This window comes from Sphingobium sp. WR1 (assembly GCF_059693745.1).
In genome coordinates, this window is sequence record NZ_JCATID010000005.1 from 1 (window position 1) to 14,987 (window position 14,987).

Here is a 14,987-nt window from a genome sequence, read left to right on the forward strand (position 1 = left end):
GGGAAAGACCTGACCAGTGTGCGAATGGCAATGACGCGGATAGCGAAGGGGTAATCATATAGCAGCAGCCGACCAGAGCCGGTCGTTAAAATCAGGCACCGCGAACGTCTGCTCCTGACAGAGGTTGCCGATGGACCGCTGCAATGGAGTCCGTCAAGAAGGCGCCCCAAACTCAGTCGTTCGGATGCGTTCGGCGCAATCTCGAAACCCGTCATTCGTTCATCTCGCTCTGAACGACCCCAGAATGCCCAACATTTGTGATTTTGCTGTCACGCAGCTTCCCGTCTTGCCTGTCCAGGAAGCGGTCAGGGGCAAAGTTAAAAAGGGGATGAGCAATAGGTTACGCCTAGCGTTTGGCGACTAGCTCAGCAGGCTCATGCTTATCTACGCGTGCATTGAATGCCGCAAATAAACTGGCCGTTTCCGAATGCTAGGAGGCTTCAACAGCATTCCTTTCGTATTCCGAGCTCCCAAAAAGTGGACGCAGCAGATACGGATGAAACCGCCCCCACGCACTCCACCTTTCACCGCGTGGAAGGGTTGCTTTCGATTTCAACATCTGCCGTGGCCGCTTCGACGGTCGCATATCCCGGTCGGTTCCGCGGCGCCTGATCGCCGCCCGATCGGAGATCAACGATGCACGCTGATATTAAATTCAACCGACGGGGCTTCATTGCCGCCACGTCGATCGCGGGTGTAGTCGGCCTGGCCGGCGTTGCGCCTCTCAAGGCGATCGCGGAAACGGCGTCCGCCCCCACCGGTCCGGCTGCCATCCGCCCCTTCCACATCCATGTGCCCGAGGCGAAGCTGACCGACATGCGGCGCCGCATCCTGGCGACCAACTGGCCGGACCGCGAGACGGTGGCCGATACCTCGCAGGGCCTGAAGCTGGCCACGATGCAGAAGGTCGCGCGCTACTGGGCGACCGGCTATGACTGGCGCAAGGCCGAGGCCTATCTCAACAACCTCCCCAATTTCGTCACCGAGATCGACGGCGTCGACATCCACTTCATCCATGTGAAGTCGAAGCATGCGAACGCGCTGCCGATCCTTATCACCCATGGCTGGCCAGGCTCGATCTTCGAGCAGCTCAAGATCATCGGCCCGCTGACCGATCCGACTGCGCATGGCGGCACCGAGGCGGACGCGTTTGACGTGATCATCCCGTCGCTGCCCGGGCATGGCTTTTCGGGCAAGCCGACCGAGCTCGGCTGGGATCCCATCCGCATCGCCAAGGCCTGGGCCGTGCTGATGCAGCGCCTGGGCTATTCCCGCTATGTCGCCCAGGGCGGCGACTGGGGCAATGCTGTGACCGAACAGCTCGCGCTGCTCGAACCGCAGGGCCTGATCGGCATCCACACCAACATGCCCGCCTCGATCCCCGACGACATCGCCAAGGCCCTCGCCACGGGCGGCCCGGCACTTGCCGGCCTCTCCGCCGACGAGCAGCGCGCTTATGGCCAGCTCGACGATTTCTACAAGAACGGCCTGGGCTATGCGACCGAGATGGCGAAGCGCCCGCAGACGCTCTACGCGCTGGCGGATTCGCCGATCGGGCTGGCCGCATGGATGTTCGACCATGACGCGCGCAGCATGGGACTGATCACCCGCGTGTTCGACGGTGCCCAAGAAGGCCTGTCGCGCGAGGACCTGATTGACAATGTCGCGCTCTACTGGCTGACCAACACCGCGGTCTCGTCCGCCCGGCTCTATTGGGAGAGCAAGCTCGCCTTCTTCGCGCCCAAGGGCGTCAAGCTGCCGGCGGCGATCAGCGCGTTCCCCGACGAGATCTATCAGGCGCCGCGCAGCTGGGTGGAAAAGGCCTATCCCCGGCTGATCCATTATAATCGCATGCCCAAGGGCGGCCATTTCGCCGCCTGGGAGCAGCCCGCCGCCTTTGCCGGCGAGATGCGCACCGCGTTCCGTTCGCTCCGCTGATCCCCCAGAGCGGAGCCGGGCGGCGCGCAGTCCCCCAAGCGCGCCACCCAACCCTCTGCTCCCCTACAAAGGACCCTTTCCGATGCCTTTCCTCAAATCCGCCGCCATTGCCGCCGGCCTGTTGCTCACCGCCGCCGCGCCTTCGCCCGAGCCCGCCCGGATGCCGACCATCGTGCTCGTCCACGGCGCCTTTGCCGATTCGACCAGCTGGAACGGCGTCGTCGCCGAGCTGACCAGGGACGGCTATCCGGTGATCGCCGCGGCCAATCCGCTGCGCGGCGCGGCGAGCGACGCCGCCTATGTCGCCTCGATCGTCCATTCGGTGAACGGCCCGGTCGTGCTGGTCGGCCATAGCTATGGCGGCACGGTGATCACCCAGGCCGCCGCGAACACGCCCAACGTCAAGGCTCTGGTCTATGTCTCCGCATTCGCGCCCGATGTCGGCGAGAGCAGCTTCGAGCTCGCCGGCAAGTTCCCCGGCTCGGTGCTTGGCGATGTGCTGGCGCAGCCGGTGACGACGCCCGAGGGTCTGCACGACCTCTATATCCGCACCGATCGCTTCGCCGCCGCCTTCGCGGGTGATCTGCCGGCATTGGTGGCGCAGATCGCCGGCTATGCCCAGCGTCCGCTGACCAACGAAGCGGGCAACGAGAAGGTAAGCGTCGCGGCGTGGAAATCGATCCCGTCCTGGACGATCTTCGGTTCGAAGGACCTCGCCATCCCGCCGGCGGCGCTGCAGTTCATGGCCGCGCGTGCCGGCGCCAGGAAGGTCGTCCAGATACCCGGCGCCTCGCATGTCGTGATGATCTCGCATCCGCACGAAGTCGCAACGATGATCGAAGATGCTGCAAACGTGGCCAAGGCGCAGTAGTTAACGCTATGGAAACGATCGCTCCGACTCGCCGCACGCTGTTGAGGGCGGCGATAATCGCCGTCGTGGCACCCGTCGTGCCGGCTCTTGCCGGTGTGGCGGAGCCGCCGGCCTTGCCGCCGCTCAAGACGGTGCGGACCGACCTGCTCGAGATCGCCTATGCCGAATATGGCCCGGCGGGGGGCGCGCCGGTGATCTTGCTTCATGGCTGGCCTTACGACATCCACGCCTTTGCCGAAGTCGCGCCGGTGCTGGCAGCCAAGGGCTTTCGCGTGATCGCGCCTTACTTGCGCGGCTATGGCGCAACGCGCTTCCTGTCGGCCGATACGTTGCGCAACGGCCAGCCCGCGGCGCTGGCGCTCGACACCGTCGCGATGATGGACGCGCTGGGTATCCCCAGCGCGATCCTGGCCGGGTTCGACTGGGGCGCGCGCACCGCCGACATCATCGCCGCGCTTTGGCCGGCACGGGTGAAGGGGCTGGTCGCAGTCAGCGGCTATCTGATCGGTAGCCAGGCAGCGGGGCAGAAGCCGTTGCCGCCCGAAGCCGAGCAACAATGGTGGTACCAATTCTATTTCGCGACCGAGCGCGGTCGGCTGGGCTATGAGAAGAACCGCCATGCCTTCGCCCGACTGATCTGGCAGACGGCCTCGCCGCGCTGGGTATTCGACGACGCGACATTCGAGCGCTCGGCGACGGCGCTCGACAATGTCGATCAGGTCGCGGTCGTGATCCATAATTACCGCTGGCGGCTGGGGTTGGCACAGGGCGAACCGCGCTACGACGCGACCGAGCAACTGCTCGCCGCTGCGCCGGTGATCAGCGTGCCGACGATCACGATGGAAGGCGACGCCAACGGCGCGCCGCATCCGGAGCCCGTCGCCTATGCTGCCAAGTACACCGGCCGCTACCAGCACCGGACGATCACCGGCGGCATCGGCCACAACCTACCCCAGGAAGCACCTGCCGCCTTCGCCCAAGCGGTGATCGACATGGCCGCGATGGGATAGGACGATGACGGCCTATGTCTTCAAGCTCCATGAGCGGCCGACCTTGCCGGGATCGCCCGCCAATCCGGATCATCCGGCCCGGCGGCGAGTGATCTACTTCATCATCGGCTGCCTGATCGGGATCACCGGCGGGCTGGGCAACGCGCTGGTCGCGGTCAATCTGAACTTCGCGCAGGGTACGCTCGGGCTCAACACCGACGAAAGCGCGTGGCTGATCGCTTCCTATTACATGACGAACGTCACCGCCAATCTGCTGCTGATTGCGGGAGCGCAACGCGACCAGGCGGCGTTGGGCTATCGCCGTACCGCGCTCACGGCCTTCCGCGAAGTCGAAGACGCGCTGGCGACGGTGAAATTCGCCGACCGGCAAATCCTGCTCGCCCAGTCGCAGCGCGACACATGGGCCAAGGGGCTACGGCTGGCGACCAACCGCTACCGCGAGGGCTCTTCGCCCTATCTCGAGCAGCTCGACGAACAGCGCAGCCTGCTAAGCGCTGAGCTGTCGCTCGTCCAGTTGCGCGCCGACGCGCTGCTGGCACGCGTGGAGATGTTCCAGGCGATGGGTGGGGGCTGGTCGCCGGGCGACGGCGAGGCGCGCTTCTAGATTGGGCGCGCCCGTGCGGCGGGTTCGAGCTTCGAGATGTCGGACATCGCCTTGCGCAGCCTCGGGGTGATCCAGTCGATGAACACACGGGTCTTGAGCGGCAACAGGCCCTGCCGGACGTAGATCAGATGTATAGGGAATGCGCGTTCGTCGCAATCGTCGAGCACCGTGACCAAGGCCCCCGATTCGAGTTCCTTCGAGATTTGGTAGCTCGGTAAGCGCGCGATGCCGATGCCCTGGGCCGCGGCGCTGACCGCGCCTGCGGCCGAATTCGAGAAGACGCGGACGTGCGGCGCGCCCATCACCCTCTGCCCGTCGCGCTGATAGATCCATGCGGTGTCGCGGATCGGCGCGAAGACGATGCTCTCGTGCCCGGCGAGGTCCGCGGGCGAGACTGGGTAGCCGGCGCGCTCCAGATAGGCGGGGCTGGCGCAGGTCAGCATGCGGAACTCGCCCAGCTTGGTCGCGTGGAGCGAACTGTCCTCGAGGGCGCCGAGCCGGAACCCGACATCGACCCGCTCCTCGACTAGATGCACGGTGCGATCGACCGACAGCACGTTGAGGTTGATCTCGGGATAGTCGCACAGGAACTGATAGGCGAGCGGCAGGACGTGCAGCCGCCCGAATGCCATGGACACCGTGATGCTCAGCTCGCCGCGCGGCACTTCATATTCGCCCGACGCACGCAGCTCCGCGTCCCTGATCTGGGCGACGATCTGACGCGCCGCATCGACATAGTCGCGCCCGGCATCGGTAAGCTGGACGTTGCGGCTGGTGCGGATCAGCAATTGCGTGCCGAGATGGCGCTCGAGATCGGCGACCTTGCGGCTCACGCTGGGCAATGGCGCGTTGAGCTTGCGGCTGCCGGCCGAGAGGCTGCCGCTATCGACGACGGCCAACAACACCTGCATTGCATCGAGACGGTCCATGCGATCCCCCATCGCCTGCGTCGGGCGACAATAGCGGTACGCGATGCGGGTGCCAAGCTGGGCCGCCCGGGCTCAGGCGGCGGCAGCTCTGTCCGCAGGCAGGAATGGAGCGACCGCCGCGCGGACGTGCTCGATATAGGCCGCTTCCTCGCCGGCCGGGGCGACATAATGCAGCACCTCCTCGGCGGCGCGCATCGAAGCGCCGCGAGCGATGATCCAGGTCGCGATATATTGCGACGAAAGGCAGCCGCCCGCGGTCGCCACATTGCCGTTTGCATTGAAGGGCGCATCGAGCACTTCGACGCCGGCCTCGATCAGCCAGGGCCTGGTCGTCAGGTCGGCACAGGCTGGATGCCCCTGGAGCAATCCAAGTTTCGCCAGCAGCAGTGCGCCCGAACATTGCGAACCGATGAGCTGGCGCGAAGGATCGAGCCTGATCCGGGCGAGCAGATCGGAGTCAGCGGCGATGTCGCGCGTTAGGATGCCGCTGCCGATCAGCACGGCATTGGCCTCAGCGGCGAACGCGAGCGGCTTTTGGCGCTGGACGACGACGCCGTTCATCGAGCGGACCTGCTCGGTGGGCGCAGTGATATAGGCCGCCCAGCCTTGCGCCTTCATCCCGTTGAGGATGGAGAGCGCGACGAAGGAGTCGATCTCGTTGAAGCCATCGAAGGTCAGGATCGCAATCTGCATCAACGCTTCCTCAGCTGAATCGCACGTCGCTTAGATCGATCGACACCATCAGCATATCCTCGACCGGCCGATTGTCGGGCCCGCGGACATAGGCGCGGCGCCGCGTGGGCACGCGGATACCCTGGACCTCGACCGGATTGCTGACCAGTTGCACGGCCGCGAAGCCGCCGGCGACGTCGACGCGATAATCGTGCCGGCGAAGGTCGAGCGCCTTGTCGAAATAAAGGTCCTGCTGCCGGCTGTGCGTGACCATGTCGCCAGGGAAGGAAGCGCGCAGCACCCGCCATTCCTCCTCGCCTTCGCGCCACGGATCGAGCTCGCGAACCTCAACTCCGGGCATCGCAAGCGCGAAGGGCGAGTTGAGGTAGAGCCACATCGCATAGCCGTTGAAATAGGCGCGGTGGAGCGGGCCCCAGGGCGTGCTCAGCCCGTGGCCGGCGAACAGCCCCGGAAGATCGCGGCTCTCAGCGACGACCGCGCCGTCCGTCTTCTCGACCGCCACGCGATCGGCGGTGAAGGCGGTGCGCTGATCCGGCGCGCCGAAGGGCGAGACCGAAGCGCGCAGTTCGTGCAACCACACCGACATGCGCCGCCGAGTCGTATCCGTGGCCAGGCCCTTGAGCGGGAACAGCCCGCCGGTGGTGACGGCGTCCGCCTCCACCCGCTCGAATGCCGCGCGGCGGGCGAGGCCGCCATGCGCTTCGATCACATCGTCCAGCAATGGCATGTCCATCCTCCCCTCAGGCGGCCTTGGCGTCGGGCGCCGAAGCCGCGGCCTCGTGGCGCGCGCGCAAATCGAGCAGGCCGAGCAGCAGCGCGTCGCGCTCGATCTCGAGCTGCTCGATACTACGCCCGCCGACTTCTTCGTGCACGCTGTCGATCAGCCGCTGCTGCACTTCCGGCGTCAGATCGGGTTGGCCCAGGCTCTTCCACGAACGCATCATTGGTACGGCGAACTGCGCGAGGAAATGCTCGATCCCGCCGCCGCCGCCACCGAGATGGTTGAGCATCATATTGCCCATCAGCCCCCAGCGCAGCCCGGGGCCCCAGGACAAAGCGGTATCGACATCGGTGGCGCTCACCACGCCTTCGGTGACGAGATAATAGACTTCGCGCGCCAGCGCGGCCTGCAGCCGGTTGGCGACATGGCCCGGCATCTCCTTGTGGATCCGCACCGTGCGCCGGCCGATCGCAGTGTAAAAGGCATCGGCGCGGCGGATCGCGTCTTCCGCGGTCTTCTCGCCCGCGACCAGCTCGACCAGCGGGATCAGGTGCGGCGGGTTGAACGGGTGGCCGATGATGCAGCGCTCGGGATGCGCGGTGGCACCGCGCTGGATTTCGCTCATCGGCAGCCCCGACGAGCTCGACGCGATGATCACATCGGGCGGCAGCAGCGCGTCGAGCTGGCCATAAAGCTGCTGCTTGAGCTCGATCCGCTCGGGGCCATTCTCCTGGACGAAGTCGACACTCGCCAGCGCCTCAGCGAGATCGGCATTGAACGCGAACTTGTCGAGCGAGGCGTCGGGCGCGAGGCCAAGCTGCTCCAGCGCCGGCCAGGCCTTCTGGATGAAGTTGCGGACCTTGTGGCTCGCGTCGGGCGCGGGATCGGTGGCGATCACCTCGAACCCCTTGGCGAGGTAAAGCGCGGCCCAGCTCGCGCCGATGACGCCGCTGCCGACAATGGCGATGCGGCGGATGTTGCGGTCGGTCATGTCAGGTCTCCGGGTTCAGATTTCGGCGTAGGCGATGCCGGCAAGATTGCCCTGGACACCGAGCAGGGTGCGCTTGTGCGATCCGTCGAGCTCGGCGACGTAGATCGAGCCGCCCAGATCGGTGACGAACATGCGGTTGCCGGGCACGTCGAGCGCGATGCCGATGCCCTCCATCAGACGGGTGACAAGGATCTGCGGCTCGGCATCGCATTCGTCGATCGCCGCGCAATTGACGGTGTTGCCGTCGGGCGGATCGCCGCGATCGGTCCAGTAGAGGATGCGGTTTTCGACATCGAGCTCGAGGTCGATCGGCTCCGGCAGCGCGCCGAACAGCAGCTCGACGTCCGACCGGTGCGCCGGGTCTTCGCCCTGCGGCATGTCGATCCCGGCGCGCAGGATGCGGCCGACGCCTTCATTGTCGCCGCCCTTCTGCGTCCAGTAGAATTTGCCGCCGACCGGATCGACGGTGATCCCCACGCACCAGCGCCTCGCGTCGCGCCGATCGGCATCGCCATGCCCGGTCTCGATCAGCGTCTCGACATGCGACCCATCGAGATTGGCGCGCATCACGCGCATCCCCTCGCGATCCGACCAGTAGAGCTTGCCGCCGGCACTATCGAGATGAAGCTGTTTGGGGGTGAAGGCGACGCCCGCCGGCACGATCACCACCCGGTTGGCGCCATCGAGATTGGCGCGTTCGATCGAGCCGTCGCCCTGATTGGGCACGCCCATATTGGTCCAATAGATATGCCTGGCCTCGGCATCGACGACGATGCCGTCCGGGTGGCGGCAATCGCTGACGATGACCCGGCGGCCCGAACCGTCCGGGTTCATCGCGTGGATCCGCCCGCCGCTCAGCTCGAGGACGAATAGGCGGCCGGTGCGGGAGGTGGCCGGCTCACGCGCTGGCTTGAAGAGCTGATGCACGGTCATGATCCTTCCTTCGGGTCAGGCGGCGCGCTTGGCCGCGCTGGGGATGACGCCTTCTTGGCGCAGCGCCTCGATGCTCTTCGCGTCGAAGCCGAGCTCGCTAAGGATCTCCTCGGTATGCTCGCCGATGCTGGGCGCGCGCCGGGCGGGTGCCTTGGCGACGCCGTGGATCTGGAAGGGGCTGCTGATCGTCCGGGTCATCGTGCCGCCGGCGCCTTCGAGCGGCACGACGATGCCGTTCGCGGTAAGCTGCGGATCGGCGATCACCGCCTCCGGCCCGTTGATCTCGCCGAAGGTGGCATAGGTCTCGGTCAGCACCCTGTGCCAGTGCGCCATCGGATGCGCGGCGAACACTTCGTCGAAGATCGCGGCGAGCGCGCCCATATTTTCCGCCAGCGCCTCCGCGCTGGTGAAGCGCGGATCAGTGAGTAGCTCCGGACGGCCGATCGCATTGGCGACGGCGGCGAACTTGTCCGGTGTGACGATCAGCACGAACCACGCGCCGTCGCCCGCACGATAATGGTTCATCGCGGCGTTGGCCGGATTGGCGCGGTCATGCGGGGCCGGGAAATGGGCACCGGCTAGCGCGGCCTGGATCGAGACGCTGGCCGACCACACGCCCTCGGCGAGCAGCGAGGTGGTGACATAGGAGCCCTTGCCGGTGCGCTCACGCCGATAGAGCGCGGTCGCGATCGCGGCATAGAGTCCGACTGCGGTGGCGTTGTCGCCGCTGCCGCTCACCGGCCAGGGCGGCGGCGCTCCGGCGTCACGCGTGAGCGCGAGCAGCCCGCTGCGGGCCCAATAGGCGGTGATGTCGAACCCCGGCAGCCCGGCATCGGGGCCGTTCTCGCCGAACCCGGTCAGATCGGCATAGATCAGTCGCGGATTCCATTCCGCGACATCCTCATATTCGAGCTGCAGACGGCGGCGCGCCTCATGCGGGGTGTTGACGATGAATATGTCCGCCCAATTGGCCAGCTCGAACAGCACCTGGTGCGCGCCAGGCGATTTGAGATCGAGCGCGATGCCGCGCTTGTTGCGATTGGCGAGGTGCCACTGATAGGCCTGATCCGATTGCGGCTGGATCGGCGTCTTGTTCGCGCGCCGCCACAGATCGCCATGCGGCGGCTCGACCTTGATCACCTCCGCCCCGAAATCGGAGAGGATGACCGCGGCACCCGGCCCGGCGACGAAGCTCGACAGGTCGACGACCTTGAGCCCCGAAAAGATGTTTTCGTCCGTCATGTTCAGTCTCCTGGAGAGCGTGCGTCAGCGTCCGCGAAACTGCGGCGCGCGTTTTTCGAGAAAGGCGGCGGTGCCTTCCCGGCGATCCTCGGTGCCGGCGAGCAGGCCGAAATACGAAGCCTCGAGCGCATAGCCCGCCTCCCCGTCCGCATTCGCCGCGAGCAACGCGTAGCGGATGGCGAGCGGGGCGTTGGCGGCAATCTCGCGCAGGATCGCTTCGGCCCGCGCGATCAGATCGGCGGCGGGAACGACTTCGTTGACCAGCCCGATGCGGTGCGCCTCCTCGGCGCCGATCATGCCGCCGGTGAGGATGAGCTGGAGCGCCCTGCCCTTGCCGACCAAAGCCGGCAGCCGCTGGGTGCCGCCGCCGCCCGGCAGCAGGCCGAGCTTGACCTCGGGCTGGCCGAACCGGGCGTGCTCAGCGGCGATGCGCAGCGTGCAGGCCATCACCACTTCGCAGCCGCCGCCCAGCGCGAAGCCGTTGATCGCAGCGATCACCGGCTTGCCGAGCGTCTCGAGCAGGCCGAGCGTCTCCTGGATGAAGGCGCTGAGCCCCTGCCCTTTGATCGCATCGAGCGTGGCGAGGCCGGAGATATCCGCGCCGGCGGCAAAGGCCTTGTCGCCCGCGCCGGTGAGGATGACGCCGTGGACCGTCTCGTCCGCCTGCGCATCGGCCAGCGCCGTGCGCATATCGGTGAGCGTCGCGACGTCGACGGCGTTGAACACTGCCGGCCGGTTGAAGGTCAGATAGGCGATGCCGTCGGCCTTCTCATAGACCATGGTCTCGAGCTGGAGCGCGGGCACACGGGTTCCCTGGGCCGCCGAAGCGGCCTGAAGCGAAGTCATGATGTTTCTCCTGGTTGGAGGGGGATCAGACGAAGGCGCTGAACCCCGAGACCGCCTTGCCGACGATCAGATTTTGCATCTGGAAGGTGCCCTCATAGGAATAGAGCGCCTCCGCGTCGGAGAAGAGCCGGCCGATATCATTGTCGACGATGATGCCGTTGGCGCCGAAGATCTCGCGCGCCCAGGCAACCGTCTCGCGCATCCGCGCCGTAGTGAAGGCCTTGGCGAGCGAGGCGTGCTGGTCCTCCAGCTTGCCGGCTTCCTCGATCTCGGCGAGGCGCAGCATCAGCGCCTGGCTGGCGGTGAGGTTGCCGAGCATCTTGGCGATCAGGTCCTGCACCATCTGGAACGATGCGATCGGCTTGCCGAACTGCACGCGCTCCTGCGCATATTTGAGCGCAGCCTCATAGGCACCCATTTGCACGCCCGTCGCCATCCAGCCCACGCCCGAGCGGGTGAGCTTGAGCACATGGGCGGTGTCGCGGAAGCTGTTCGCGTTCTGCAGCCGGTTGGCCTCGGGCACGCGGCAATCGGTCATCGTGATCAGGCCGTTCTGGACGACCTTGAGCGCCATCTTGTTCTCGATCTTCTCGACGCTGAAGCCCGGCGTAGTCTTGTTTTCGACGATGAAGCCCTTGACCTGATTGTCCTCGACGTCGCGCGCCCAGATCACCGTTATGTCACACCAAGGCGCATTGCCGATCCATTTCTTCTGGCCATTGAGGACCCAGCTGTCGCCGTCGCGCTTCGCGGTGGTGGTGAGGCCGCCGCCGGTCCCCGATCCGACCAGCGGCTCGGTGAGGCCGAAGGCGCCGATCCGATCGAGCGCGGCCATGGCGGGCAGCCATTTCGTCTTCTGCTCCTCCGAGCCGAGCAGCGCGATCGAGCCCATCGATAGGCCGGTATGCACGCCGAAAAAGGTCGCGAACGACGCATCGACGCGGCACATCTCCATGATCAGCATGCCCATCAGCCGATCGCGCACACCCTGGGCGTGGAGGTTGCCGATATCGAGCTTCTTGAGCTCGGGGATCAGCTCGAACGGGAACGCATCGCGCACCCAATATTCGTTGATGATCGGCGCGACCTTGGTCTGCATGAAGTCGCGAACTTTGGTGAGGATCGCCTGTTCGTCCGGCGTCAGCGTGCCTTCGATATGGTAGAAATCGCCATGCGGCACGGGGAGCGGCTTGGGGCCCGAAGGCTTGATTGCAGTGGCCATGTCGGTTCCTTTCAGGGGTCTTGGCAAAGGGGTTCAGGGGGCGAGCGAAATGGGCGTGTCCGCGCCGCTTTCGAGCAGCAGATGCACCGGGCAACGCTGGGCGACGCGCAGCAGACCGAACGGGTTGGGCCCGGTATCGAGCCCGCCGACATCGACCGGCTCGTTCATCAGCAGGTCGTGGCCGCCGCTCCGGACGCGTGCCTGGAAGAGGCCCGCGCCGGTTGCCTCGGCGAGCGCGAACGGCTCGGCCTGGGGAGCGGCGGTCACCACGGCTCGACCACCGCGCGCAGCGCCTCGACATAGGCGCGCAGGCGCGTCAGCTCGTCCTGCAACGGCGCCAGCTGCCGGGCGACGATCCATTCGATCCCGGCTTCGAGCACCCGGTCATTCTCGACCGGCCTGGTCTGAAGATTATTCCTCATCTCGGATCTCCTTGTTCGAACCATTTCGCCCGGCAGGTGTGGGTCAGGCGGTCTCCGCCGAACGAAGCGCGACGCGTGCTTCGATCCCATTGCGGGTCATCTTGGAATAGGGGCAGGCCTGGTGCGCCCGCTCGACCAGCCAGTTGGCGGTCTCTTCCGGAACGCCCGGAAGGCTCACGTCGAGCTCGGCGGTGAGGAAATAGCCCTCGTCCAGGCCGAAATGCAGCTCGACCTGGGCATCGACCGCGGTCTCCGCCGGCAGCGCGACGCCGGCTTCCTTGGCCGCGATGCCCAGCGCGCCTTCATAACAGGCGGACCAGCCGGCGGCGAATAGCTGCTCGGGATTGGTCCCGGGCTTGCCCGAGCCGGGCGAAGAAAGCTTGATGTCGAGCTGGCCGTCCGTGCTACGCGCGGCGCCTTCGCGGCCGCCGACAGTGTGGACGTTCGCAGTGTACAGGGTCTTCGAACTCATCTTCGTAACTCCTCTGGAAACGCGAGGCGCCACGTTCAGCGACGTCTGGCGACGCCGATTTATCTAGAGAGGCGCGGCGGCGGCCGGCAGCCATGGAAAGTGATAACCAGCCTCTCGGAAACGGAGCATCGGAAGCTGCGCACATATGAAAAGGCGCAGCCCCGATGGCGGGACCGCGCCTTGTGCAACGAATAGGGCGTAGCGGGGATTAGTCCGCATAATCCCACACATCGTCCGGCAGTTTGTCCTTGAGCGAGGCATACATCGCGTCGCGGAACAGCTTCACTGCCGGAAACGGGCGAAGCGCGATCGTGCGCTCGACGATCTTGCCCTCTTCATTGTCGATGATGACCTCGAAGCTTTCAAGCTTGTGGCCGTCCATCGTTCCTTCCCAGCGCAGGAAAGTGGTGCGGTCATCGACCTTGTACTCGGCGGTATAGGCGCCCGATCCGCGCGTGGAACTCGACTGGGCGAAGATCGCCGCGACGGTCTCGCGCCCGTCGATCGCGCGGATCAGGATCGGGCTGTTGAACACGACATTGTCGGCGAGCAGCGCGCTCACCTGCGCCTGGGTGGGTTTACCGGCTTCGCGCAATTCACGTAACGGATGCATGACGACTTCTCCCAAATGTGAGGACTTCACGAAGGAGAGTTAGGCGCGCCCGCGCCCGCCCAGCAGACCGGCGGAACGAGAGGAGCCCTCTCATTCCGCCGCTGTTCCGGGATCACGGGCGGCGCAGCAGCGCCACCGTGCCATGCCCGCCATCGGCACAGATGCTGACGACCGCATAGCTGCCCGAAGGCATCGCCCAGAGCTCCTTCACCGCCTGGCTCAGGTCGCGCGCACCGGTCGCGGCGAAGGGATGACCGATCGCCACCGAACCGCCATTGGGGTTGACCCGATCCCAGGGGAAAGGCCCGAAATCAAAGTCGATGCCCACGCGGTCGCGCGTCCAGCCCGGCTTCTCGAGTGCCGCGACATTGGCGAGCACCTGGGCCGAGAAGGCTTCATGGATTTCCCACAACGCGACATCGGCATATTTGAGGCCGTGGCGCGCAAGCAGGCGCGCGATCGCGAAGCTCGGCGCCATCAACAGGCCATCGACAGCGTGATCGACCGCGGCGATCTCGTGATCGACGAGCTCGGCATGGAAGGTCCCTTCCGGCAGCCGGGTCAGGCCGGTCTCGGTTGCGACCCAGCAAGCGGCGGCGCCATCGGTGATCGGCGAGCTGTTGCCCGCGGTCAGCGAGCCGCTGCCCGTCTTGTCGAACGCCGGCTTGAGCGCGGCGAGCTTTTCGGCCGAGGTATCGGCGCGCGGATGCGCGTCGCGGCTGATCTCGGGGAGCGCCAGGACGAGATCGTCGAAGAAGCCGCTCTCCCAGCTCGCAACCGCGCGCTGATGGCTCTTGAGCGACCAGTCATCCTGCGCCTCGCGGCCGATCGACCAGATCTTGGCGGTTTCCTCCATATGGTCGCCCATCGTGCGGCCGGTGATGCGATTGGCCCAGCCCTTGATCGGCAGGGTGAGGTCGTTCGCGCTCAGCCCCTGCAGCGCGGCCATCGCCTCGGCCGGGTTCTGGCGGAACAGCTTGGTGATCCGCTTGGAAGCTTCCACCGTGAGGCCGATAAAGGGATTGCTCATCACCTCCGCGCCGCCGACCAGCGCGAGGTCCTTGTCGCCGCCCAGCAGCCCCGCCACGGTGAGCGCCGCGACCATGCTGGTCGAGCAGGCGAGGATGGTGGAATAGGCCGGCACGGTGGGATCGAGCTTGGCATCGAGCCAGATCTCGCGGGCGATGTTGCTCCAGCCCAGACTGGGGATCACCGTGCCCCAGGCGAACAGGTCCGGCCTGGCCTGGTCGGCCATCGCCTTGGCGAGCGGGACCGACAGGCTGCTGGCGTCATAATCGGCAAGCGCGCCACCGCCTTTGCCGAACGGCGTGCGCAGGCCGGCGGCGATATAGGTCTTCTGGGCAAAACGGGTCATGGCATTTCTCCAATAGGGTCCTGCGGACCTAGGAACTGCGCCGGCGATCGTACAGTGCGGCATTTCGAGAGGCTGCTTATCGTTCCGCGGCACTGCCGCTGCCAA

Annotated in this window: 17 protein-coding genes; 4 read left to right on the forward strand and 13 right to left on the reverse strand. The window is 66.0% G+C overall.

Going from position 1 to position 14,987, the window contains the following annotated elements; genetic code table 11:
* The first annotated feature begins 636 nt into the window (after positions 1 to 636).
* The 4 genes from AC58EF_RS08000 (at position 637) to AC58EF_RS08015 (ending at position 4,423) form a co-directional block, all read left to right on the forward strand.
* Positions 637 to 1,938 carry an epoxide hydrolase family protein gene (locus tag AC58EF_RS08000; RefSeq protein ID WP_497275449.1) on the forward strand — a complete coding sequence of 434 codons (1,302 nt, stop codon included), beginning with the start codon at positions 637 to 639 and terminating at the stop codon, positions 1,936 to 1,938.
* Positions 1,939 to 2,020: 82 nt separating this feature from the next.
* Positions 2,021 to 2,809 (forward strand): alpha/beta fold hydrolase, encoded by a 789-nt coding sequence (locus AC58EF_RS08005; protein ID WP_497275450.1) that lies wholly within the window; start codon positions 2,021 to 2,023, stop codon positions 2,807 to 2,809.
* Positions 2,810 to 2,850: 41 nt separating this feature from the next.
* Positions 2,851 to 3,819, forward strand: a complete 969-nt coding sequence (locus tag AC58EF_RS08010) for an alpha/beta fold hydrolase (protein WP_497275452.1) — start codon at positions 2,851 to 2,853, stop codon at positions 3,817 to 3,819.
* A gap of 4 nt (positions 3,820 to 3,823) precedes the next feature.
* A complete protein-coding gene (locus tag AC58EF_RS08015) occupies positions 3,824 to 4,423 on the forward strand; it encodes a TolC family protein (protein ID WP_497275454.1) in 600 nt (199 codons plus the stop codon).
* Here the strand turns inward: AC58EF_RS08015 and AC58EF_RS08020 are convergent.
* From AC58EF_RS08020 to AC58EF_RS08080, 13 genes are all read right to left on the reverse strand, one after another.
* The gene (locus AC58EF_RS08020; RefSeq protein ID WP_497275456.1) at positions 4,420 to 5,352 is read right to left on the reverse strand and encodes a LysR family transcriptional regulator; all 933 of its coding nucleotides are present in this window, start codon (positions 5,350 to 5,352) and stop codon (positions 4,420 to 4,422) included. The genes AC58EF_RS08015 and AC58EF_RS08020 overlap by 4 nt on opposite strands.
* Positions 5,353 to 5,424: 72 nt before the next feature.
* On the reverse strand, positions 5,425 to 6,045 hold the full coding sequence (locus AC58EF_RS08025) for a DJ-1/PfpI family protein (RefSeq protein WP_497275457.1): 621 nt from the start codon (positions 6,043 to 6,045) through the stop codon (positions 5,425 to 5,427).
* 10 nt (positions 6,046 to 6,055) lie between these two features.
* Complete coding sequence (locus AC58EF_RS08030) at positions 6,056 to 6,772, reverse strand: hypothetical protein (RefSeq protein ID WP_497275459.1); 717 nt, start codon at positions 6,770 to 6,772, stop codon at positions 6,056 to 6,058.
* A gap of 13 nt (positions 6,773 to 6,785) precedes the next feature.
* Positions 6,786 to 7,757 carry a 3-hydroxyacyl-CoA dehydrogenase NAD-binding domain-containing protein gene (locus AC58EF_RS08035; RefSeq protein WP_497275461.1) on the reverse strand — a complete coding sequence of 324 codons (972 nt, stop codon included), beginning with the start codon at positions 7,755 to 7,757 and terminating at the stop codon, positions 6,786 to 6,788.
* Positions 7,758 to 7,772: 15 nt separating this feature from the next.
* A complete protein-coding gene (locus tag AC58EF_RS08040) occupies positions 7,773 to 8,690 on the reverse strand; it encodes a hypothetical protein (protein ID WP_497275462.1) in 918 nt (305 codons plus the stop codon).
* A 15-nt stretch (positions 8,691 to 8,705) separates the two neighbouring features.
* On the reverse strand, positions 8,706 to 9,932 hold the full coding sequence (locus AC58EF_RS08045) for a CaiB/BaiF CoA transferase family protein (protein WP_497275464.1): 1,227 nt from the start codon (positions 9,930 to 9,932) through the stop codon (positions 8,706 to 8,708).
* Between the two features lie 24 nt (positions 9,933 to 9,956).
* A complete protein-coding gene (locus tag AC58EF_RS08050) occupies positions 9,957 to 10,778 on the reverse strand; it encodes an enoyl-CoA hydratase-related protein (RefSeq protein ID WP_497275465.1) in 822 nt (273 codons plus the stop codon).
* A gap of 25 nt (positions 10,779 to 10,803) precedes the next feature.
* Positions 10,804 to 12,000: an acyl-CoA dehydrogenase family protein gene (locus tag AC58EF_RS08055; protein ID WP_497275467.1), complete on the reverse strand. Its 1,197-nt coding sequence runs from the start codon at positions 11,998 to 12,000 to the stop codon at positions 10,804 to 10,806.
* A 33-nt stretch (positions 12,001 to 12,033) separates the two neighbouring features.
* The gene (locus tag AC58EF_RS08060) at positions 12,034 to 12,270 is read right to left on the reverse strand and encodes an OsmC family protein (protein ID WP_497275469.1); all 237 of its coding nucleotides are present in this window, start codon (positions 12,268 to 12,270) and stop codon (positions 12,034 to 12,036) included.
* The gene (locus AC58EF_RS08065; RefSeq protein ID WP_497275470.1) at positions 12,264 to 12,422 is read right to left on the reverse strand and encodes a hypothetical protein; all 159 of its coding nucleotides are present in this window, start codon (positions 12,420 to 12,422) and stop codon (positions 12,264 to 12,266) included. The genes AC58EF_RS08060 and AC58EF_RS08065 overlap by 7 nt, the downstream gene beginning before the upstream one ends.
* A 43-nt stretch (positions 12,423 to 12,465) precedes the next feature.
* The gene (locus AC58EF_RS08070) at positions 12,466 to 12,894 is read right to left on the reverse strand and encodes an organic hydroperoxide resistance protein (RefSeq protein ID WP_497275472.1); all 429 of its coding nucleotides are present in this window, start codon (positions 12,892 to 12,894) and stop codon (positions 12,466 to 12,468) included.
* 208 nt (positions 12,895 to 13,102) lie between these two features.
* Positions 13,103 to 13,507: a hypothetical protein gene (locus AC58EF_RS08075; RefSeq protein ID WP_497275474.1), complete on the reverse strand. Its 405-nt coding sequence runs from the start codon at positions 13,505 to 13,507 to the stop codon at positions 13,103 to 13,105.
* A 112-nt stretch (positions 13,508 to 13,619) separates the two neighbouring features.
* Positions 13,620 to 14,882 carry a thiolase family protein gene (locus AC58EF_RS08080; RefSeq protein ID WP_497275476.1) on the reverse strand — a complete coding sequence of 421 codons (1,263 nt, stop codon included), beginning with the start codon at positions 14,880 to 14,882 and terminating at the stop codon, positions 13,620 to 13,622.
* Between the last annotated feature and the right edge of the window lie 105 nt (positions 14,883 to 14,987).

Bases quoted from the DNA above. Each gene is read 5' to 3' on its own strand.
- AC58EF_RS08035 (WP_497275461.1), bottom strand. From the start codon at position 7,757: ATGACCGACCGCAACATCCGCCGCATCGCCATTGTCGGCAGCGGCGTC.
- AC58EF_RS08045 (WP_497275464.1), bottom strand. From the start codon at position 9,932: ATGACGGACGAAAACATCTTTTCGGGGCTCAAGGTCGTCGACCTGTCG.
- AC58EF_RS08040 (WP_497275462.1), bottom strand. From the start codon at position 8,690: ATGACCGTGCATCAGCTCTTCAAGCCAGCGCGTGAGCCGGCCACCTCC.
- AC58EF_RS08065 (WP_497275470.1), bottom strand. From the start codon at position 12,422: ATGAGGAATAATCTTCAGACCAGGCCGGTCGAGAATGACCGGGTGCTC.
- AC58EF_RS08000 (WP_497275449.1), top strand. From the start codon at position 637: ATGCACGCTGATATTAAATTCAACCGACGGGGCTTCATTGCCGCCACG.
- AC58EF_RS08055 (WP_497275467.1), bottom strand. From the start codon at position 12,000: ATGGCCACTGCAATCAAGCCTTCGGGCCCCAAGCCGCTCCCCGTGCCG.
- AC58EF_RS08070 (WP_497275472.1), bottom strand. From the start codon at position 12,894: ATGAGTTCGAAGACCCTGTACACTGCGAACGTCCACACTGTCGGCGGC.
- AC58EF_RS08030 (WP_497275459.1), bottom strand. From the start codon at position 6,772: ATGCCATTGCTGGACGATGTGATCGAAGCGCATGGCGGCCTCGCCCGC.
- AC58EF_RS08025 (WP_497275457.1), bottom strand. From the start codon at position 6,045: ATGCAGATTGCGATCCTGACCTTCGATGGCTTCAACGAGATCGACTCC.
- AC58EF_RS08005 (WP_497275450.1), top strand. From the start codon at position 2,021: ATGCCTTTCCTCAAATCCGCCGCCATTGCCGCCGGCCTGTTGCTCACC.
- AC58EF_RS08015 (WP_497275454.1), top strand. From the start codon at position 3,824: ATGACGGCCTATGTCTTCAAGCTCCATGAGCGGCCGACCTTGCCGGGA.
- AC58EF_RS08075 (WP_497275474.1), bottom strand. From the start codon at position 13,507: ATGCATCCGTTACGTGAATTGCGCGAAGCCGGTAAACCCACCCAGGCG.
- AC58EF_RS08020 (WP_497275456.1), bottom strand. From the start codon at position 5,352: ATGGACCGTCTCGATGCAATGCAGGTGTTGTTGGCCGTCGTCGATAGC.
- AC58EF_RS08080 (WP_497275476.1), bottom strand. From the start codon at position 14,882: ATGACCCGTTTTGCCCAGAAGACCTATATCGCCGCCGGCCTGCGCACG.
- AC58EF_RS08050 (WP_497275465.1), bottom strand. From the start codon at position 10,778: ATGACTTCGCTTCAGGCCGCTTCGGCGGCCCAGGGAACCCGTGTGCCC.